Raw genomic sequence first — 19,520 nt, 5'->3', positions numbered from 1 at the left:
AAGCACGCGGTTTACGCAGCATCGGTTGTGGGGGGCCATCGCCGTTGAGCAGGTCATGCACGGGACGCGCAGGCGTCCGGGCTGCCCTCGACGGCCCGTCCCTCCATCACACGCGTCCCGGACACGAGTTGTCGACGCACCGTCAGGTGTGCGCGGAGGGAAGGGGAACGCTGTGAAGGACACCGCGGAGAACGCGGGGCGGGAGACCGTCGCCGCCGGCGGTCGGGAGCCCGGGGCCGCGTTAGGCGTGGCCGTGGTCGGCGCGGGCTACTGGGGCCCCAATCTCGTCCGCAACTTCCAGTCCAGTCCCGCGTTCCGGCTGCGCTGGCTCTGCGATCTGGACGTGGACCGGGCCCGGCAGGTGCTCGGTGCGTACTCCACCGTCCAGGCCACCGCGGACTACGCGGCGGTCCTCGCGGACCCCGAGGTCGACGCGGTCGCCGTGGCCACTCCCGCCGGGACGCACCTGGACGTGGCGCTGGCCGCCCTGCGCGCCGGGAAGCACGTGCTCGTGGAGAAGCCCCTCGCCGCCACCTACGAGGACGGGCTGAAGCTCGTGCGGGAGGCCGAGGAGCGCGGCCTGACCCTGATGTGCGACCACACGTACTGCTACACGCCGGCGGTGGCCCGGATCCGCGACATGGTCCGCTCCGGGGAGCTCGGCGACATCCAGTTCGTCGACTCGGTCCGGATCAACCTGGGGCTCGTGCAGAAGGACATCGACGTCCTGTGGGACCTGGCCCCGCACGACCTGTCGGTGCTCGACTTCATCCTCCCGGACCACGTCCAGCCCGTGGCGGTCGCCGCGCACGGAGCCGACCCGATCGGGGCCGGGCAGTCCTGCGTGGCCTACCTGACGCTCCAGCTCAGCACCGGCGCCATCGCCCACGTGCACGTCAACTGGCTCTCCCCGACGAAGGTCCGCACCACGATGGTCGGTGGATCCAAGCGCACGCTGGTCTGGGACGACCTCAACCCCTCCCAGCGGGTCGCGGTGTTCGACCGCGGGGTGGACCTGACGGCGCCGCAGGAGATCGGTGTGGACGAGCGCCGCGACATGCTCGTCTCGTACCGCACCGGCGACATGGTGGCGCCCGCGATCGGCGAGAAGGAAGCCCTGCGCAGCATGGTCGAGGAGTTCGCCGACTCGATCAGGACGGGGCGCGCCCCGCTGACCGACGGCCGGGCCGGGCTCAAGGTCCTCGACATCCTCGAAGCGGCATCGCGGAGCCTGGAGTTCCGTGGCGCCGTGGTCGGACTGCGCACCGGGCGCTGATCTTCGGCCCGGTTCCGGCCGGGCCGTTCGCACGACAGACGATGAACGATTCAGTGGGGGCAGGGCGTTGAGCAGCGTACGAGGCAAGAGGATTCTGGTCACCGGAGGGGCGGGGACCATCGGTTCGCACGTGGTGGACCTCCTGGTGGAGAACGGGGCGCGCGAAGTCGTCGTACTCGACAACTTCGTGCGCGGGCGCACGGCCAACCTGGCCCGCGCCCTGCCGAGCGGTGTGGTGGAGCTCGTCGAGGGCGACATCCGCGACGTGGCCGCCGTGCGCAAGGCCACGGACGGCGCGGACCTGGTGTTCCACCTCGCGGCGATCCGGATCACGCAGTGCGCGGAGGAACCGCGGCTGGCGAACGAGGTGATGGTCGACGGCACGTTCAACGTGCTGGAGGCGGCGGCCGCGGCCGGGGTGGGCAAGGTGATCGCCTCGTCCTCGGCCTCGGTCTACGGGCTGGCGGAGACCTTCCCGACCACCGAGCGCCACCACCCTTACAACAACGACACCTTCTACGGCGCGGCGAAGGCCTTCAACGAGGGGATGCTGCGCAGCTTCCACTCCATGTACGGGCTGGACTACGTCGCGCTGCGCTACTTCAACGTCTACGGGCCCCGGATGGACATCCACGGCCTGTACACCGAGGTGCTGATCCGCTGGATGGAGCGGATCACGGCGGGCGAGCCGCCGTTGATCCTGGGCGACGGCACCCAGACCATGGACTTCGTCGACGTCAGGGACATCGCGCGCGCCAACCTGCTGGCCGCCGAGTCCGACCTGACCGACGAGGTCTTCAACATCGCGAGCTCCACCGAGACCAGTCTGCTCCAGCTCGCTCAGGGCCTGCTGGAGGCGATGGACGCCGACGGCACGGACCCGGAGCACGGGCCTGCCCGGGCGGTGAACGGGGTGACCCGGCGGCTCGCGGACACCTCGCGGGCCCGGGAGCTCCTCGGCTTCACACCGGAGATCGACCTGCGCACCGGGTTGCGGGACCTGGTGGAGTGGTGGCGGGCCGAGCGCGCCGCCTCCGGCGCCGCCGCTTCCGGCGCGACCGCGGACGGGGAGGCGGGCCGATGAGCGCGCCCGAGCGGATCCCCGTGATGGTGCCGTGGCTGGGTGAGGAGGAGGCGAAGGCCGCCGCCGACGCGGTGCTCTCGGGTTGGGTCGCCCAGGGTCCGCGGGTCGCGGAGTTCGAGCGGGCCTTCGCGGAGCGCGTCGGCGCCGCGCACGGCGTCGCGGTGAGCTCGTGCACCACGGCCCTGCACCTGGCGCTGATCGCGCTGGAGCTCGCGCCGGGCGACGAGGTGGTCGTCCCCTCGCTGTCGTTCATCGCCACCGCCAACGCGGTGCGTTACGTGGGGGCGACGCCGGTGTTCGCGGACGTCGAGGAGGCCACCGGCAACCTGACCCCGGCCACCGTCGACGCGGTCCGCACCCCACGCACCAAGGCGGTGCTGGCCGTGCACCAGGGCGGAGTGCCGGCCGACGTGCACGCGCTGCGCGCGGCCTGCGCCGACTGGGACCTGGCGCTGGTGGAGGACGCGGCCTGCGGGATCGGCGCGACCGTCGGCGGCAAGTCCGTGGGCCACGGTGCGCTGCTCGCGGCCTGGTCCTTCCACCCGCGCAAGGTGATCACCACCGGCGAGGGCGGCATGATCACCACGGACGACGCCGCGTGGGCGCGGCGGCTGCGGCGGCTGCGCGAGCACGGGATGAACGTGTCCGCGGCGGACCGGCACGCGAGCGGCAAGCCGATCGTCGAGAGCTACCTGGAGGTCGGCTACAACTACCGGATGACCGACATCCAGGCCGCGGTCGGCCTGGTGCAGCTCGCCAGGCTGGACGAGATCGTGGCCCGGCGCCGGGAGCTGGCGGCCCGCTACACGCGGCTGCTAGCCGAGGTCCCCGGCCTCGCGCCGGTGCGGGATCCCGAGTACGGCGAGGGCAACTTCCAGTCGTACTGGGTGCTGCCGGCGGCGGACTTCCCGGTCGGACGGGACGCGCTGCTCGCGGCGCTCTCGGAGGCCGGGATCTCGGCCCGGCGCGGGATCATGGCCTCGCACCTGGAGCCGGCGTACGCGGGCCACGGCGCCGCGCCCCTGCCGGTGACCGAGCGGATCAGCCGGGACTCGCTGATCCTGCCGCTGTTCCACACCATGACCGAGGCCCAGCAGGACCGGGTGGTGGCGGTGCTCCGCGAACAGGCCCGCGCATGAGCGGCGGTCGGCCGGACACCGAGGACCTGGTGATCGTGGGCGCCGGCGGTTTCGCGCGGGAGACCGCTCAGGCGGTACGGGACGTGGCCGCCGCGGACCTGGCGTGGGGCCGGCCCCCGCGCTGGCGGCTCGCCGGGCACCTCGACGACGACCCGGCGCTGCTGGGCCGCGAGGTGGACGGGGTTCCGGTGCTCGGCGGCTGCGAGGAGGTGCACCGGCTGCGCGACGCCCGGGTGGTGGTCTGCGTCGGCAGTCCGCGCGACTACGCGGTGCGCGCCCGGCTGGTGCGGCGCCTGGGGCTGCCGGCGAACCGGTACGCGACGGTGGTCCACCCCACGGCGGTGGTGTCGGACAGCTCGATGCTCGGGGTGGGCACGGTGCTGCTCGCGCACGTCGTGCTGACCGCGTCCGTCCGGGTCGGTTCGCACGTGGCCGTGATGCCGCAGACGGTGCTCACCCATGACGACGTGGTCGGGGACTTCGCCACGCTCGCCTCGGGGGTCCGTCTCGGCGGCGGGGTGCGGCTGGGCCGCGGCGCCTACGTGGGTGCGGGATCGCTGGTGCGCGAGTACACGTCGGTCGGCGCCTGGTCGCTGACCGGCATGGGGAGCACGGTCCTGGCGGACGTGCCGCCCGGCGAGGTGTGGGCCGGGAGCCCGGCCCGCCCGCTGCGGGCCGCGGACGGTCCGGCCCTCGACGAACTGCGGGCCGATGGGGAGGGGACCGGCCTGAGGCCGGGTACACGGATGGGGAGTCACGTCGCATGAACCAGATACCGCTCGTCGACCTGAAGGCGGCTCACGCCGAGGTCGCGGACGAAGTACGCGCCGGGTTCGACCGGGTGCTGGCCGGTACCGCCTTCATCGGCGGTGAGGAGGTCGCCGCCTTCGAGCGCGAGTACGCGGAGTTCGCCGGGGTCGGGCACTGCGTGGGCGTCGCCAACGGCACCGACGCCCTGGAACTGGCCCTGCGCGCGAGCGGGGTGGGCGCGGGCGACGAGGTGGTGCTGCCCGCGAACACCTTCATCGCGACCGCGGGCGCCGTCGCCCGGATCGGGGCCCGTCCGGTGCTGGTCGACTGCCTGCCCGACTCGCTGCTGATGGACCCGGGGGCCGCGGTGGCCGCGGTCGGGGAGGCCACCCGCGCGGTGGTCCCGGTCCACCTGTACGGGCAGTGCGCCGACACGGCCGCCCTGGCCGCGGAGCTGCCCCCGCACGTCCGTGTCGTGGAGGACGCCGCGCAGAGCCAGGGCGCGACCCGCGAGGGCCGCTCCCCCGGCAGCGGCGGGATCGCCGCGACCAGCTTCTACCCGGGCAAGAACCTGGGCGCGTACGGGGACGCGGGCGCCGTGGTCACCGACGACGAGGAGACGGCCGCCCTGGTGCGGGCGATGGCCAACCACGGCGGTGTCGCCAAGTACCGGCACGACGTGACCGGGTTCAACAGCCGGCTGGACGGTCTGCAGGCCGTGGTCCTGCGGGCGAAGCTGGCCCGGCTGGCGGACGGGAACGCGGCCCGCAGGGCCGCCGCCGCCCGGTACGACGCGCTGCTGGCCGACCTCGCGGCGGCCGGCCGGATCACCCTGCCGGTCACGGCTCCGGGCAACGTCCACGTGTGGCACCTGTACGTCGTACGGGTCGCCGGGGCGGACCGGGACGCCGTGGTCGGCAAGCTCAACGCGGAGGGCATCGGGGCGGGCGTGCACTATCCGGCCCCGGTACACCTGACCCCCGCCTACCGTCACCTCGGTCACGGCCGCGGCGACTTCCCCCACGCCGAACGGGCCGCGGACGGGATGCTCTCCCTTCCGCTGTTCCCGCAGATCACCGCTGCCCAACAGCAGCGGGTCGTCGACGCGCTCGCAGGCGCGCTGCGCTGACGCAAGAAGAGGTACAGATGAACAGACGGAGAAGGCTCCTCCGGTACGGTCTCCTCACCGTGGTCGCCGCTCTCATGGCCACGGTCCTGCCGCCGGCCGCGGTGGCCACCGCGGCCGATCCCTGCGGCCCGGGGAGCAATGCGATCGTGTGCGAGAACTCCAAGCCGGGCACTCCCATGTCCGACTGGTTCGCGCCCAGTGCCTACGGCGACATCAAGGGGTTCCCGGCCCAGACCAGTGTCCAGGCCGGCGAGACCGTGCAGTTCAAGATCCAGTCGTCGACCGCGTACCACGTCTCGGTCTACCGGCTCGGCCACTACGGGGGCAACGGGGCCCGCCTGATGTCGACCGCCGCGCAGGCGGCGCAGACGTATCCGGCGAACTTCGCGCAGGGCGGCAATCCCAAGAGCTGTACGACCAAGGCCTCCACGGGGCTGGTCGACTGCGGGAACTGGCCCGTCACCGCGACGTGGACCGTACCGGCGGACGCCGTCTCCGGCCTGTACATCGTCAACTTCGACCAGGCGGACGGCAACGGCGTGATGCCCTATCCGTTCGTCGTCCGCAACGACTCCAGCCACTCCGACATCGTGGTGCAGACGAGCGACCAGACCTGGCAGGCGTACAACAACTACGGCGGCCAGGACCTGTACGACGGCGCCGGGCCCGCCCCGGACGGGCGTGCCTACGAGGTCAGTTACAACCGGCCGATGGACATCGGCGGCGAGAACGGGATCTACGGCTCCGAGTACCAGATGGTCGCGTGGCTGGAGCGCAACGGGTACGACGTGAGCTACATGTCCGGGATCGACGTGTCGACCCGCGGTGCCGCGCAGCTCCAGAACCACAAGGTCTTCATGTCCTCGGGACACGACGAGTACTGGACCCAGGACCAGTTCACCAACGCGCTGAACGCGCGCCGGGCCGGGGTCAGCCAGACGTACTTCAGCGGCAACGAGGTCTTCTGGAAGACCCGCCTCGCCCCGAGCATCGACGGCGCGAACACCGCCAACCGCACGCTGGTCTGCTACAAGGAGACCAAGCTGTCCTTCCCGGTCCCGAACGGCGTGCCCGACCCGAGCGGGATCTGGACGGGCACCTGGATGGACCCGGCCAGCGGCACCAACGGGCGGACCTACCAGCCGCAGAACCAGCTGACGGGCTCGCTGTTCACCGTGAACGGCTACCGCGCCGACGCGATCACCGTGCCGGGCTCCTTCGCGAAGATGCGACTGTGGCGCAACACCACGGTCGCGGCCCTGACCCCCTCCCAGACCGCCACGTTCCCGGTCGGCACCCTCGGCTACGAGTGGGACAGCGACGTGGAGGACGGCTACCGGCCGCCCGGGCAGATCGCGATGTCGTCGACCACGGTGGACATCACCGACGGCAAGCTCCGGCAGGACTACGGGAACAACTACGGCAACGGCACCGCGACGCACAGCCTGGTCGCCTTCCGCGACCAGACCTCGCACGCCCTGGTGTTCGGGGCGGGCACGGTGCAGTGGTCCTGGGGTCTGACGAACATGCCCACCGGCAATCCGGACGACGCGGTGGTCACCGAGGACAAGCGCATGCAGCAGGCCACGGTGAACGTCTTCGCCGACATGGGCGTGCAGCCGAAGTCCCTGCAGGGCAACCTGGTCGCGGCGACCGCCTCGACCGACACGACCGGCCCCACCGTCACCGTGACCAGCCCGGCACCGAACGCCACCGTGCCCGCCCTGCGGCCCGTGACCGTCAAGGGCACGTCGAGCGACACCGGCGGCGGGGTGGTCGCACGCGTGGAGGTCTCCACCGACGGCGGGACCACCTGGAAGGCGACCACCGGCATCGGCTCGTGGACGTACACGTGGACGCCCACCGCCCCCGGCGCCGTCCAGATCAAGGTCCGTGCGGTCGACGACACCGTGAACATGGGCGCCACCACCACGGTACCGATCACCGTCGGCCCGCAGCAGTGCCCGTGCACCGTCTGGCCGACCGCGACCGTGCCGGGCACGGTCAACGCCGGTGACGGCGGCGCCGTCGAGCTCGGCGTGAAGATCCGCTCGTCGGTGCCCGGTTCCATCACCGGCGTCCGCTTCTACAAGTCCCCCGCCAACACCGGCACCCACACCGGCAGCCTGTGGAGCAGCACCGGCCAGCGCCTGGCCACCGGCACCTTCACCAACGAGACGGCGTCCGGATGGCAGCAGCTGAACTTCGCCTCGCCGGTGCCGATCAAGCCCAACACCACCTACGTGGCCTCCTACTTCGCACCCCACGGCGGCTACTCCCACGACACCACCTTCGCGTCGTCCGACGCGGGCCTGGCCCCCTTCACCGCGCTGAAGAACGGCACCGACGGCGGTAACGGCGTGTACCGCTACAGCGGCACGGGCGGCTTCCCGAACAACGCGTCCTCGGGCAGCAACTACTGGGTGGACGCGGTCCTGGACACCGCCACGGCCAGTACGACACCGCCCACCGTCACCGGCATCTCCCCGCAGTCCGCGGCGACGGGGACGGCGATCACGGCGTCCGTGTCGGCGACCTTCAGCGGGGCCATCGACGCGGACACCCTGGTGTTCACGCTGAAGGACTCCGGCGGCAACTCCGTGCCGGGCACCAAGACGTTCCCGGCCTCGAACAGCGCCACCTTCACCCCGGCCGGCGAGCTCGCGCTCAGCACCACCTACACGGCGTCCGTGCAGGCCTCCGACCTGTGGGGCAACGCCATGGCCGCGCCGGTGACGTGGAACTTCACCACCAGTACGACACCACCGACGGTCAACTGCCCGTGCACGCTGTGGACCGGCACGACGACCCCGAGCACCGCCAACGTGGGTGACGACACCAACTCGGTCGAGCTGGGCACCCGCTTCCAGTCGGCGGTCAACGGCTACATCACCGGCATCAGCTTCTACAAGGGCCCGAACAACACCGGCACCCACACGGGCAGCCTCTGGTCCGCCAACGGCACGCTGCTCGCCACCGGCACCTTCGGCAGCGAGACGCTGACCGGGTGGCAGCAGCTCAAGTTCGCCACCCCGGTGGCCATCACCGCCGGCACCTCGTACGTGGCTTCCTACCACGCACCGAACGGCAACTACTCGGTGGACGGCGGCTACTTCACGGCGGCGCACCGCTCCTACCCGCTGGTCGCCCCGGCAGACGGCACGGGCGGGGCGAACGGCCTGTACAAGTACGGCGCGTCCTCCGCCTTCCCCACCAACACCTTCGGCTCGGTGAACTACTGGGTCGGCCCGATCTTCACCACCACCCCGCCCGCGACGCTCGCCGACCCGGCGGCCGCCTCGGAGGTGTCCGGTCAGTGAGCACGGTCAGCGTGGTGATCCCCTGCTACAAGTACGGCCACTTCCTGGCCGACTGCGTCAAGAGCGTCCTGGACGAACAGGAGGGCGTCGACGTCCGGGTGCTCATCATCGACGACGCCTCGCCCGACGACTCCGCGGAGGTGGCGCGGGCGCTGGCGGCCAAGGACCCTCGGATCGAGGTGCGGGTCCACGAGCAGAACCGGGGCCACATCGCCACCTACAACGAGGGGCTGCTGGAGTGGGCCGACGGAGACTACGTCGCCCTGCTCTCGGCGGACGACCGGCTCGTCCCCGGCGCCCTGGTGCGCGCCGCCGCCCTGCTCGACGCGCACCCCGAGGCGGGTTTCGCCTACGGCCGGCCGCTGCGCTTCCTGCACGGCGGTCCGCTGCCCGCCGCCCGTACCCGGTCCACCGGGTCGGTGGTCTACCCGGGCCACTGGTGGCTGGAACGCCGCTTCCGGGAGGGCACGGGGTGCATCACCTCGCCCGAGGTGGTGGTGCGCACGAGCCTCCAGCGCAAGGTCGGGGGCTACGATCCGGAGCTCCCGCACGCCGGTGACATCGAGATGTGGATGCGGCTCGCCGCCCACGCCGACGTCGGCTACGTCAGCGGCGCCGACCAGGCGTTCTACCGGGTCCACGGCAACAACATGTCCACCACGGACTTCGGCGGGCAGCTCGACGACCTCCGCCAGCGCCTCGTCGCCTTCGACTCGGTGCTGGAGAAGTGCGGCGGGCAGCTCCCGGACGTCGACCGGCTGTCACGGGCGGCGCGCACCCGGCTCGCCCGGTACGCGCTGCGGCGCGCCTACCGGGCGTACGACCGGGGGCGCACCGGGGTCGTTCCGGTCGACGAGCTCGTGGCGTTCGCCGCCGAGTGCCTGCCCGACGGCTACACCGGGCTCGGCGAGTACCGGGCGCTGCGCCTGCGCCGGCGGATCGGGGCGCGGGTGATGCCGTACCTCCAGCCGCTGGTGCTGTCGGCCGTCGCCGACCGGGGGCGCGAGTGGTTGTGGTGGCGTTCGTGGAAGCGCCGAGGGATCTGATGACCCGTCCGTTCCATTCAGCTGCTCGCCCGTCGGGAACGACGGGCGAGCAGCTGGTCGGTCCACAGGGCCGCCGGCACTCCGGCCGCCAGGGCCAGCAGGGCCAGTCCGGCCAGTCCACGGCTCTTGGTGCCGCTCTGCGCCACGGAGTTCGGCGGTACCAGGAGCGTGATGCTCATCCGCGCCGCCTCGGGTATCCCCTGCTGGACCTGGAGGTCCGTCAGGTGCTTCGAGTAGACCTCGATGATCTTCTGCACGGTCGCGTTGGCAGCGGCGGGTGCGGGCTTCTCCGCCTGGATCTGCAGGGAGGGGATCAGGTAGCGCGGGGTGACGCTGGTGCCGCTGTTGCGCGGGATCAGCCGGTAGGTTCCCTCGACCCCCGCGGCGCGCAGCTCGTCGGTTCCGGCGCTCGACTCCAACTGGCGCACGGCCGCGTAGGAGACGGCGGCGAGCGGCGGTTGCAGATTGGCGAGCTGGTTCGGCTGGGTGCCGGTCACCGGGGGTTTGAGCACGACGATCGCCGAGCTCAGGTAGGTCGGGACGGGGCGCAGCACCTGGAGGGCTCCTGCGGCCGCCAGCGCCATCGCCACGACCAGGACGTACCAGCGCCGGAGCAGCGCTCGGACCAACTCACCAGGCGACACACGATTCCTTCCGTTCCCCACGTCGTGATCGATCCTGTCAGTACACGTGTCGGCGCGCCATCAAATCCGGTAGCTCTCAGGGGTGTTCGTGACCATCGGTGAAATACTCGCGGTGCTCCGGCGCCGCTGGTACGTGATGGTGCCGATGGCACTGATCGGGCTGCTCGCGGCCGGCCACCTGTACCGTTCGGTGCCGGTGTCGTACCAGTCGCAGAGCTCGGTGGCGCTGATCGACTCCAAGGCGGTGGCCGAGTTGGCCCCCGCGTTCGGCAATCCCATCGCCAACGCGGGCGGGACGCTGGTCGTGACCGCGGACGTGCTGATCAGGACCCTGTCGGGGGCGGACGCCGCCCGGGACCTCCAGGGCCTCGGGGTGACGGACCCGTACACGGTCTCCTTCGCCGCGAACGCCTCCGGTCCGATGCTCACGCTGACCGTCACGGGTACCGACCGCGAGAAGGTCCTGCGGGAGACGAAGATCCTGACCGAGTTCGCCGGGGAGCAGCTCGGCGCGCTCCAGGCGGCGGCGAAGGTCGCGCCCGCGTACTTCGTGCAGACCACTCCGGTGGTGCTGCCGCAGATCCCGCGGCCCCAGCTCAAGACCCGCTACCAGCAGGTGTTGAGCGTCCTGATCATCTGCACCACGGCCGGGTTCGCGCTGTCCTTCGTGACCGAGACCCTGGTGGTGGCGGTGCGTCGCAGGCGCGCGGCCGGGTCCACCGGCGGGGTGCGGGGGTGGCGTGCCCGACGGCGGGCCCGGGGGCGCCGGCTGGACGCGGTCACGCTGCTCACCGGCTATCTGGTGCTGGCCTTCTTCATCCCGTCGAACATGACGCTGCCGGGGATGGGCGGTGTCGGTACGCCGGCCAACGTGTTCGCGCTGCTGGGCCTGTTCTGGTACCTGGCCGCGTGGATCACCGGCCGGATCCGGCCCGCCCCCGGCACCCGGCTGCCGCGGGTGATGATGCTGCTGCTGGCGGTCGCGGTGCTGGCCGCCTATCTGTCGAACGCGACCCGGGGCGCCTCCCGCAAGGAGCTCCTCGGGGCGGACCGCGGGCTGATCGGGCTGCTGGTGTGGGTGTCCCTGGTGGTGCTGGTCTCCGCGGCGATCCAGGACCGGGCGCGGCTCGACACGCTGCTGCGCCGGGCCGTGGTGATGGCGTCGGTGGTGGCCGCGATCGGCTTCTACGACTTCTTCGCCGCCACGAACATCGCCGACCAGATCACCATCCCCGGCCTCTCGAACAGCGTCCCCCAGCTCGCCGCCATGGACCGCGGCGCCTTCACCCGGCCGCGGTCCACCACGGCGCACCCCCTGGAGTTCGGCGGGATGCTGGCCCTGCTGCTGCCGTTCGCCATCCAGCAGGCCTTCGATCCGGTGCGGGCGCACCTGAAGTGGTGGCGGCGCTGGCTGCCGGTGGTGCTGGTGGGCGGATCGCTGCCGCTGACGGTGTCGCGGACCTCGATCATCGGCGCGTTCATCGTGGTGCTGGTGATGGTGCCGCGGTGGAAGCCGCAGCGACGGTGGACCGCGATCGGTCTGCTGCTGGGTTCGGTGGCCTGCTTCAAGGTGATCGTCCCCGGTCTGATCGGCACCATCACCACCCTGTTCGGGTCCTTCTTCGCCAACTCCGACAGCAGCACCCAGGCCCGTACGGTCAAGTACAGCGCGATCGTCCCCTATCTGGAGGGACGGCCGTGGTTCGGGCAGGGCCTGGGGACCTTCATCCCCGAGCTCTACTTCTTCACCGACAACCAGTACATGCTGACGCTGGCCGAGATGGGCTTCCTGGGGCTGGCCGCCCTCCTTGCCCTCTTCCTGACCGGGATCCACCAGGGCGGCGCCATCCGCCGGCTGGCCCGCGACGAGTCCGACCGGGAACTCGGGCAGGCGTTCTTCGCCTCCGCCCTCGTCGCCCTGGTCAGCGCCGCCACCTTCGACGCACTCAGCTTCCCGATGTTCGCGGGGATGTTCTTCCTGACGATCGCCGCGGGCGGCAGTCACCTCGGCTTCATCCGGCGCGCGGCGCCGCAGCCACCGACCCTGGAGTCCTCATGCGGTTCGACAGTCCAGCCTCCCGCCGCCCGGCCCGCGGTTCCGGTCCCGTAGCCGTCCTCGTCGTCACCTGGAACAGCGCCAAGGTGCTCCCGGGGTTCCTCACCTCCCTGCCGGAGGCGATGACGGGGCTCGACTGGCGGCTCGTCGTCGCCGACAACGACTCGGCCGACGACACCGTTGCGGTGATCCGCTCGCTGGCCCCGGACGCGACGATCGTGCAGACCGGCCGCAACGCCGGGTACGCGGCCGGGGTGAACGCGGCGCTGGGTGCCGCCGCCGACCGGGAGGACGGGCCGCGGGCGGCGCTCGTCTGCAATCCGGACATCCGGATGCGGCCGGGCTGCGCCAAACTGCTCGTGGACGGGCTCGGCGCGCCCGTGGGCGACGGCGACCGGGTCGGGATCAGCGTGCCGCTGCTGTACGAGGAGGACGGGCGCACCCTCGTGCACTCGCTGCGACGGGAGTCGAGCGTGACCCGCGCCCTCGGGGAGGCGGTGATCGGCAACCGCCGGGCGGGGCGCTTCCCCCGCCTGAGCGAGCTGGTCACCGACTCCGCCGCGTACGAGCGGCCGACGCGCGCGGACTGGGCGACCGGGGCGCTGATGGCCGTCTCCGGGGACTGCCTCGCCGCCTGCGGCCCGTGGGACGAATCGTTCTTCCTCTACTCGGAGGAGACGGAGTACTGTCTGCGGGCCCGGGACCGGGGCTTCGTGACCCGCCTGGAGCCGGCGGCCTCGGCCACCCACCTCGGCGGGGACTCGCAGGTCTCGCCGCGCCTGTGGACCCTGCTGACGCTGAACCGGGTACGGCTCTACGAGCGCCGGCACGGCCCGGTGGCGACGGCGGCCTTCCGGGCCGCGGTCCTGCTGCGGGAGACCTCGCGGGCCGTGCTCGGACGCCCGGCGGCGCGTGCGGCCGCGGCAGCACTCGTCCGACCGGGCGCCCTGCGCGCGACGCCGGGGCCCTGAGCGACGCCGGTCAGTTGCCCCGGGGGCGGCAGACCATGGCGATGAAGTCGTGGCCGACTTCCGGGAGCGCCGCGTCCTCCGCGGCGAAGCACTCCTCCAGGAGCTCCAGCGTCCGCGGCTCCTGGTCCCGGAAGTTGTGCGCGATGCCGGAGAACGCGATGTGCAGCACCGTGCCCCCGTAGGGCCGTTCCTCGACGACTTCGAAGTGGCGGCGCAGGCCCGGCAGCAGCGCGGCCGCGTCGACGGCCTCGGAGGGGTCGTCCAGCACCATCGACAGCTTGCTGGGCCGTACGACGCGGTGCTTGGTCCGGCCGTCGGCCAGCCGCCGCCGCTCCTCGGGGAGCCGGGCCAGCAGCGCGTTCGCCGCGTCCAGCTGGGCGTCGGTCCACTGGAAGCGGGTGGGGCCGACGAACTCGTCGATCACGAACGTCCCGTCCGTTTCGATGAGTTGCGACAGGCGCGGCAGGGTCTCGTCGAGATTGTCGAAGTGGTGCAGGGACTGCAGGCCCAGCAGCACGTCGAAGCGTTCCCCGTCACTGGTCATCTGATTGACGTCGGTGACCCGGAAGCGCAGGACGTCGGCGAGGCCCTCCTCGGCGGCGGTCCGGGTGGCGAAGTCGATCCGCTGCTGCGCCACGTCCACGCCCTCCAGGAGACCGAACGCGCCGGTCTTCGCCCAGAGCAGTTCGTTCCCGCCGGTGCCGCAGCCGAGGGAGAGACCGCGCAGATCGGTGCGCGGCGCGAAGTGCTTCGCGGCCACGTACTGGGGGAAGGAGGTGTCCGCGTCGCCGGTCATCAGCAGGTTCCACCGCTTGATGACGCTCGGGATCGCCCACCATTCGGTCAGCGACGGGTCGACCTGGGACCAGTGCTGGACCACGCGCGCGCCGCCGCGCACCCGCAGTTTGGCCAGCACCGGGTCCAGGTCCAGCTTCCGTACCTTGCGCAGCAGCCGGTCCGCGTCGTGCCGGTTGATCAGGTTGTTCAGCATGCGGGCTCCCTCCGTACGGCGATGAGCGACTTCGTGGCACCCAGCACCTGTTCGCCGAGGAGCAGCGATCCGGGGAACAGGTAGCGCATTTCGGTGCGGGTCAACAGCTCGATGTTAATCACGGCGTTCATCGCCGACTCCGGGCTGTCGGGGCGGCTGTGGACCAGCGGCCAGCGCCGCACCAGTCGCGCCCTGGCGGCCAGGGGCAGGAACTGGAAGCCGGGCGCCACGAAGTGCGGCTCGACCGGGAAGTAGCGGTAGGGCGTCTGGATCCAGTGCAGTGGTGCCAGTTGCTCGACGGCGGCCACGAACAGCCTGCGCTGGCTGTGACCGCCCACGTGCTCGATGGTCGAGTTGGAGAACACCAGGTCGTAGCCGCCGCGGGCGCCGAGTTCGGCGGCGACCGCCGGGTCGGTCACGTCGGCGATCTCCGCGCTGATCCAGTCGGGCAGTTCGGCGGGGTGTTCCTCCAGGTTGACGAGGTGGACGTGCTTGGGGCGCACCTGTGCGCGCAGCCACATCTCGGCGGTGCCGCCCAGGTCCACGACGCTCATGTTCTCGATGCCGGGGAAGCAGCGCCGGAACCGCTTCCAGCGGGCTGTGCGCATGCGTTCGCCCAGCGAGCCGGGTGCGTCGACGAACATGTTTCTGAGGGCCCGGGATCGGGGCATCGGATCAACCACCTGTGGTCGGAGCGGAAGAGGGACGGGCTTCAACTGGACTGCTGCCATTGCGTGTAGAAGCTCGCCGGGTTCATGAGGTAGCGGACGGTGGGGTGCGGCACGTGGCGCACCCGGTGCCGGCGGCCGTACCGGCGGATCAGCTCCCAGTCCTCGCGGGGCAGCACCTCCGGGGTCCGGCGCAGACGGCTGAAGTGGAGGGAGCGGTTGCGACGGGCGACGAAGGCGTTGGTGTCCAGGAAGGCCTCGCGGGCGGCGCGGCGCCGGTCGTAGGGCACCGACAGGACGTCCTGCTCGCTGCCGTCGGGCAGGACGCGGCGCAGCGCCGTGTAGACGGCGTCGGGTCCGCCCGCGGGTTCCAGGACGGCCAGGGATTTTTCCAGGTGGTCGGGTTCCCACAGGTTGTCGTCGTCCAGGAACGCCACGTACCGCGAGCGGGTGAGGCGGATGCCCACGTTGCGCACGACGCCCGCGACACCGGTGTTGTGGGCGAGGGAGACGGCGAAGAGCCGCGGGTCCTCGGGGAGTTCCCCGAGTCCGGCGCCGTCGTCGACCACGATCACGACCTGGTCCCGGACGGTCTGGTCCAGGGCCGAGCGCACCGCGGCGCGCAGCTGTTCGGGGCGCCGGTGGGTGGCGATCACCGTGGCGACCAGCGCCGAGGGCGGGGAGGCGAGGACGCGGGCCAGCCGCCGGGTCTCGGCGTCCTCGACGCGGCGCAGCCGCACGGCGGTGGGGGCCAGCAGGACCTTGTTCCTGGTCTCGAAGAGCACCAGCCAGCCGAACAGCGCCTTGAGGAGGGTCCAGGGCGCCCGCGCGAGGCCGCGCAGGGGGCCGCTCACGGGGCCGGCTCGGGTTCGATCGGGCGGCCGTCGGACATCCGGTTGTTCCGCCACACGTTTCCGGGGCCGCTGTGGTTCCAGTGGGCGACCACGCCGTATCCGCCGGCGGCGGGGTGGTACTCCGTCGAGAAGACGTTGTCGGTGACCTTGATCCCGGTGGCTCCGGTGCTGCCGCCGTAGAGGGCGTAGGCGCCGCCCGCGATCCAGTTGTCGTCCACGGTGACGTTGCGGACCACCCCCGTGTCCGCGAACAGGCCGATGCTGCCCGAGGCGCCCTGGGTGAGGCCGGTCGGGTTCAGCAGCGTGTTGTGGCGGATGATCAGCTCGCCGGTGTTGCCTCCTCCGCTGATCACCGCGTTGGTGTGCTGCCACTCGCCGCCCAGGTTGACGAACGGGGCGATGTCGTGGACGTAGTTGTCGTGGATGTTGCCCTGCCCCATGGACAGGGCGTCACCGAACACCGAGACGTCGCACCAGCCGACCTCGATGGAGCTGCCGCCCATGTTGGACACCGCGTAGTCCACGCCGCCGTTGTCCGGGCCCTTGCCGGGCACGGCCGTGATGGTGGAGTGCAGGACCCGCAGGCCGCTGAAGCCGGGGCGCAGGTTGACCCCCCACCAGCTGTCCGAGGTGATCTTGCTGTCGATGATCGTGACGTCGTTGGCGTAGATGTCGAGCGAGCCGGTGATGTCCCAGCCCCGGATGACGAGCCCGTTCTCGCGGACGGCCATGTACCCCGTCTTGTGGGGCGTGAGCGGGATCCGCGGACCGGTGGTGGAGGCGTCGGGGAAACCGCAGGCGCTGAAGGAGGCGCAGGCGGCCTTGGCCGCGGGGGCGCCCGAGGGGCTTGCGGCGGGCGTCGTCGCGTTGGGCTTCGCCGACGGGGTGGCGGAGGCCGCGGGGCTGCCCGTCACCGGGGCGCCCGAGGTCGGCGCGGCGGAACCCGGTGATGCCGGGGAGCCGCTCGCGGGGCAGGTCCGTGCGGAATCCGGGCAGTCGGGCAGCTTGGACCGGTCCGGTCCGGAGCAGGCCACGCCCAGGACGGCGAGCAGGGCCAGTAAGAGCAGTCCCGCGAGCGGGTTTCGGCTGGTGCGCCGTGGCATCGGGTTCACCTCGTGTCCTGTGGGGTGGGCCGGGCCGCTGCGGGCGACCGGCGTCGGCCGTGGCGGGGCCGGTCGCCGCCGGGTCCGTCACCGCGGGGCCGGTCGCCGCCGTCGGTGCCGCGCAGGAAGCCGCGGCTGGGCAGTACGCACAGCGTGTAGCCGGCCAGGGCGATCGTGCCGGTCGCCGCGAGCGCGAGCGGGCCGTCGCCGAGCAGGCGCTCCAGGCCCAGGATGGTCGCGGTCATCACGGCGCCGCCGAGGAAGGGCCACGCGCACGCCTTCGCCACCCAGCCGACCCCGATGCCGCCCCGGCTGAGGGCGTACAGGAACACGGGCACCACCAGACCGCCCGCTACCAGCACATGGGCCTGGGAGGCTCCGACGATGCCGTTCAGCCGGGCGCCGGCGAGGAGCACCGGGATCAGGGCCACCAGCCACAGGCCCTGCACCAGGAAGAGCGACCGGCGCTGCCCGACCGCGATCAGGCAGTCGTAGGCGAGTTCGCTGCCGATGCGGATCAGGCCGAGGGCCATCAGCCAGGGCAGCGCCGGTGCGGCGGCAGTCCACTGGCTCCCGTAGATCAGCTCGATGGCCGGCGCCGCGAAGCCGGCCAGCAGGACGCACAGCGGGACGGTGCCGGTGACCACCACGCCCAGGGCGCGGCTGAAGCCCCGGGCGAGCGCCTGCGGCGACTCGGCCAGGCGGGAGAAGCCGGCAAAGGTGACCCTGCGGGCGGCCTCGGAGATGATCCGCACGGGCCAGCCGGAGATGTTGAAGGCGAGGACGTAGAAGCCGAGGGCCACGTCGCCCACCGTCGCGCCGACCAGCATGGTGTCGACGTTGACCACCGCGAGCGCCAGCAGGCTCGCCCCCGCCAGCGGAAGTCCGAACCTCAGGAGCTCCCGGGCGTGTGCGCGGTCCCAGCCGTACTTCAGGGTGCCCGGCACGGCCAGGCAGCACCCGATCAGCGTCACGGTGTTCCCCGCCACGGCCCCCCAGGCGAAGCTCATCGCCCCCCAGCCCGCGAAGGCCAGCAGCAGCGTGACCGAGGTGCTGACCACGAAGTTGAGGCCGTCGATGACCATCCGCTTGCCCTGGGCGAACTCGCGGGTGAGGAACTGGCCGGGCACCGCCGCCACCCCGCCGATCAGCACGCACAGGCACATCACCCGCAGGACTCCGGTGGCGTCCGGCGAGCCGAGCAGGCCCGCCACCGTCGGTGCCGCGGTGAACAGCGCCACGTACAGCACGCCGCTGGAGAGGGTGCTGAGGGTCAGCACGGTCGGAGCGAACCGTCGCGGGTCCCCCTCCCAGCGCACGATGGCCAGGCTCACGCCCAGCTCGTTCGCGGACAGCAGGACCAGCAGCACGGTCTGCGCGACGCCGTACACGCCCCATTCCGCCGGCCCCAGCGCGAAGCGTGCCAGCACGATGCCGGTCGCGAAGTTGCCCAGGCGCAGGACCAGGGTGTTGATCAGGCTCCACCGGGCCGCCGAACGGACCTTCCGGCCGAGCGCGGGAGGAACGGTGGATGCGGGCGGGGGCGGAGCGGGGGCTCCGCCCGGCGCACCGGTCTCACTGTCCGGTGTGCGGACGGTGTCCATGGGTCGACTCCTCGTCGAGCGGCTCGGCGGTGGTCGGCGCGGCCATGACGGGCTGTGGCGCCTCGGGCTGCGCGGCCGCCGGCCCGTCCTGGTCGGACCGCGCCCAGGAGGGCGGCCGCCGGATGCCGAGCGTCCGTTCCACGGCCGGTTCCTCGGTCCGGGAGACGGGGGCGGGGCCGGGGCCGGGGGCGGCCGGTCGCTCCTCCGGCTCGGGCGCCAGGGCCTCCGGCCCGTCGCCCTGCTCCTCGGCGGGGTCGGGCCGGTGCTTGCCGGGGCCCCGCCGCTTGCGGGCCTCCACGAAGAAGGTGGCGACCAGGCTGAGCACGAAGCCCAGCGCGCCCGCCATGACGAGGAACTGGATCCGGGACTTCGTCTGGGCCTGCGGCTCCTGGGGCGGCACGATCGTGGCCATCCTGATCATGGCCTCGGGGCGGACCGTCTGCTGGGTCTGGAAGTCGTCCAGCCTCTTCTGCGCGTACTTGGTGAGGATCTCGTCCGACTTGAGGACGGCCGCCCGGTCGGTTCCGGTGACGGTCAGCCACATGAAGGGGCCGAGGGCGTTGTCGGCGATCTTCGCCTCGTGCTTGCCGGTGAGGCCCAGGGCCTTCAAGTCGGCGACGGCCCCGTCGGAGTTCAGGTTGCGGGCCAGGCCGTCGGCCATGCCGGTGAGCGAGGTCTGGGTGCTCAGGAAGGGGTTGCCGTCGAAGGCCTCCGTGGCCTTCTTGGAGTTCAGCAGGGTCACCGTGCTCTGCGACTGGTACTCCACCGGGACGAGGAAGTGCACGGCGGCGGCCAGCGCCGCCGTGATCACCAGCCCGGGTATGAGTACGTACCAGCGCCTGCGCATGACCCGCCAGATTTCGGCGAGATCCAAGGTCTTCCCCT

At 72.0% G+C, this 19,520-nt stretch carries 16 protein-coding genes; 9 read left to right on the top strand and 7 right to left on the bottom strand.

The window, feature by feature from the left end; translation table 11 throughout:
• Window positions 1-172: 172 nt before the first annotated feature.
• The 7 genes from ACFYYJ_RS03560 to ACFYYJ_RS03530 all read left to right on the top strand — a co-directional run bounded on the left by ACFYYJ_RS03560 (window position 173) and on the right by ACFYYJ_RS03530 (window position 9,744).
• The gene (locus tag ACFYYJ_RS03560) at window positions 173-1,276 is read left to right on the top strand and encodes a Gfo/Idh/MocA family protein (protein WP_385122031.1); all 1,104 of its coding nucleotides are present in this window, start codon (window positions 173-175) and stop codon (window positions 1,274-1,276) included.
• Between the two features lie 67 nt (window positions 1,277-1,343).
• Complete coding sequence (locus tag ACFYYJ_RS03555) at window positions 1,344-2,360, top strand: SDR family NAD(P)-dependent oxidoreductase (RefSeq protein WP_389128121.1); 1,017 nt, start codon at window positions 1,344-1,346, stop codon at window positions 2,358-2,360.
• Window positions 2,357-3,499, top strand: coding sequence for a DegT/DnrJ/EryC1/StrS family aminotransferase (locus ACFYYJ_RS03550; RefSeq protein WP_389128119.1), 1,143 nt, complete (start codon window positions 2,357-2,359; stop codon window positions 3,497-3,499). Before ACFYYJ_RS03555 ends, ACFYYJ_RS03550 begins: the two co-directional genes overlap by 4 nt.
• Window positions 3,496-4,266 (top strand): NeuD/PglB/VioB family sugar acetyltransferase, encoded by a 771-nt coding sequence (locus ACFYYJ_RS03545; protein WP_385360378.1) that lies wholly within the window; start codon window positions 3,496-3,498, stop codon window positions 4,264-4,266. Before ACFYYJ_RS03550 ends, ACFYYJ_RS03545 begins: the two co-directional genes overlap by 4 nt.
• Complete coding sequence (locus ACFYYJ_RS03540) at window positions 4,263-5,378, top strand: DegT/DnrJ/EryC1/StrS family aminotransferase (RefSeq protein ID WP_385122022.1); 1,116 nt, start codon at window positions 4,263-4,265, stop codon at window positions 5,376-5,378. The genes ACFYYJ_RS03545 and ACFYYJ_RS03540 overlap by 4 nt, the downstream gene beginning before the upstream one ends.
• Before the next feature lie 17 nt (window positions 5,379-5,395).
• Entirely contained in the window at window positions 5,396-8,698 is a 3,303-nt protein-coding gene (locus ACFYYJ_RS03535; RefSeq protein ID WP_389128116.1) for a DUF4082 domain-containing protein, read from the top strand.
• A complete protein-coding gene (locus ACFYYJ_RS03530) occupies window positions 8,695-9,744 on the top strand; it encodes a glycosyltransferase family 2 protein (RefSeq protein ID WP_385122017.1) in 1,050 nt (349 codons plus the stop codon). Before ACFYYJ_RS03535 ends, ACFYYJ_RS03530 begins: the two co-directional genes overlap by 4 nt.
• 17 nt (window positions 9,745-9,761) lie before the next feature.
• On the opposite strand, the gene ACFYYJ_RS03525 is transcribed toward ACFYYJ_RS03530, so the two are convergent.
• Complete coding sequence (locus ACFYYJ_RS03525) at window positions 9,762-10,388, bottom strand: hypothetical protein (protein WP_385122015.1); 627 nt, start codon at window positions 10,386-10,388, stop codon at window positions 9,762-9,764.
• Window positions 10,389-10,476: 88 nt separating this feature from the next.
• Here ACFYYJ_RS03525 and ACFYYJ_RS03520 point away from each other — a divergent pair, with 88 nt between their 5' ends.
• Entirely contained in the window at window positions 10,477-12,498 is a 2,022-nt protein-coding gene (locus ACFYYJ_RS03520) for an O-antigen ligase family protein (protein ID WP_385122012.1), read from the top strand.
• On the top strand, window positions 12,444-13,415 hold the full coding sequence (locus ACFYYJ_RS03515; RefSeq protein WP_389128112.1) for a glycosyltransferase family 2 protein: 972 nt from the start codon (window positions 12,444-12,446) through the stop codon (window positions 13,413-13,415). The genes ACFYYJ_RS03520 and ACFYYJ_RS03515 overlap by 55 nt, the downstream gene beginning before the upstream one ends.
• Before the next feature lie 10 nt (window positions 13,416-13,425).
• Here ACFYYJ_RS03515 and ACFYYJ_RS03510 read toward each other — a convergent pair whose 3' ends face one another.
• The 6 genes from ACFYYJ_RS03510 to ACFYYJ_RS03485 all read right to left on the bottom strand — a co-directional run bounded on the left by ACFYYJ_RS03510 (window position 13,426) and on the right by ACFYYJ_RS03485 (window position 19,509).
• Window positions 13,426-14,406 carry an SAM-dependent methyltransferase gene (locus tag ACFYYJ_RS03510; RefSeq protein WP_389128110.1) on the bottom strand — a complete coding sequence of 327 codons (981 nt, stop codon included), beginning with the start codon at window positions 14,404-14,406 and terminating at the stop codon, window positions 13,426-13,428.
• A complete protein-coding gene (locus ACFYYJ_RS03505; protein WP_385122006.1) occupies window positions 14,400-15,050 on the bottom strand; it encodes a class I SAM-dependent methyltransferase in 651 nt (216 codons plus the stop codon). The genes ACFYYJ_RS03510 and ACFYYJ_RS03505 overlap by 7 nt, the downstream gene beginning before the upstream one ends.
• Before the next feature lie 68 nt (window positions 15,051-15,118).
• Window positions 15,119-15,928: a glycosyltransferase family 2 protein gene (locus ACFYYJ_RS03500; RefSeq protein WP_389128108.1), complete on the bottom strand. Its 810-nt coding sequence runs from the start codon at window positions 15,926-15,928 to the stop codon at window positions 15,119-15,121.
• Complete coding sequence (locus ACFYYJ_RS03495; protein WP_385360395.1) at window positions 15,925-17,031, bottom strand: hypothetical protein; 1,107 nt, start codon at window positions 17,029-17,031, stop codon at window positions 15,925-15,927. Before ACFYYJ_RS03495 ends, ACFYYJ_RS03500 begins: the two co-directional genes overlap by 4 nt.
• A gap of 5 nt (window positions 17,032-17,036) precedes the next feature.
• Window positions 17,037-18,635 carry an oligosaccharide flippase family protein gene (locus ACFYYJ_RS03490; RefSeq protein ID WP_389128106.1) on the bottom strand — a complete coding sequence of 533 codons (1,599 nt, stop codon included), beginning with the start codon at window positions 18,633-18,635 and terminating at the stop codon, window positions 17,037-17,039.
• Window positions 18,607-19,509, bottom strand: a complete 903-nt coding sequence (locus ACFYYJ_RS03485) for a Wzz/FepE/Etk N-terminal domain-containing protein (protein ID WP_389128104.1) — start codon at window positions 19,507-19,509, stop codon at window positions 18,607-18,609. Before ACFYYJ_RS03485 ends, ACFYYJ_RS03490 begins: the two co-directional genes overlap by 29 nt.
• Window positions 19,510-19,520: the final 11 nt, after the last annotated feature.

Source organism: Streptomyces sp. NPDC002467, from assembly GCF_042889825.1.
Classification (GTDB): Bacteria; Actinomycetota; Actinomycetes; order Streptomycetales; family Streptomycetaceae; genus Streptomyces.
Note: the sequence above shows the minus strand (reverse complement) of the source record. Positions and strands in the feature narration are given on the sequence as shown.

Excerpts from the sequence above, each read along its gene's own strand:
- ACFYYJ_RS03515 (WP_389128112.1), top strand. The coding sequence starts at position 12,444 with ATGCGGTTCGACAGTCCAGCCTCCCGCCGCCCGGCCCGCGGTTCCGGT.
- ACFYYJ_RS03510 (WP_389128110.1), bottom strand. The coding sequence starts at position 14,406 with ATGCTGAACAACCTGATCAACCGGCACGACGCGGACCGGCTGCTGCGC.
- ACFYYJ_RS03545 (WP_385360378.1), top strand. The coding sequence starts at position 3,496 with ATGAGCGGCGGTCGGCCGGACACCGAGGACCTGGTGATCGTGGGCGCC.
- ACFYYJ_RS03535 (WP_389128116.1), top strand. The coding sequence starts at position 5,396 with ATGAACAGACGGAGAAGGCTCCTCCGGTACGGTCTCCTCACCGTGGTC.
- ACFYYJ_RS03490 (WP_389128106.1), bottom strand. The coding sequence starts at position 18,635 with ATGGACACCGTCCGCACACCGGACAGTGAGACCGGTGCGCCGGGCGGA.
- ACFYYJ_RS03495 (WP_385360395.1), bottom strand. The coding sequence starts at position 17,031 with ATGCCACGGCGCACCAGCCGAAACCCGCTCGCGGGACTGCTCTTACTG.
- ACFYYJ_RS03505 (WP_385122006.1), bottom strand. The coding sequence starts at position 15,050 with ATGTTCGTCGACGCACCCGGCTCGCTGGGCGAACGCATGCGCACAGCC.
- ACFYYJ_RS03540 (WP_385122022.1), top strand. The coding sequence starts at position 4,263 with ATGAACCAGATACCGCTCGTCGACCTGAAGGCGGCTCACGCCGAGGTC.
- ACFYYJ_RS03550 (WP_389128119.1), top strand. The coding sequence starts at position 2,357 with ATGAGCGCGCCCGAGCGGATCCCCGTGATGGTGCCGTGGCTGGGTGAG.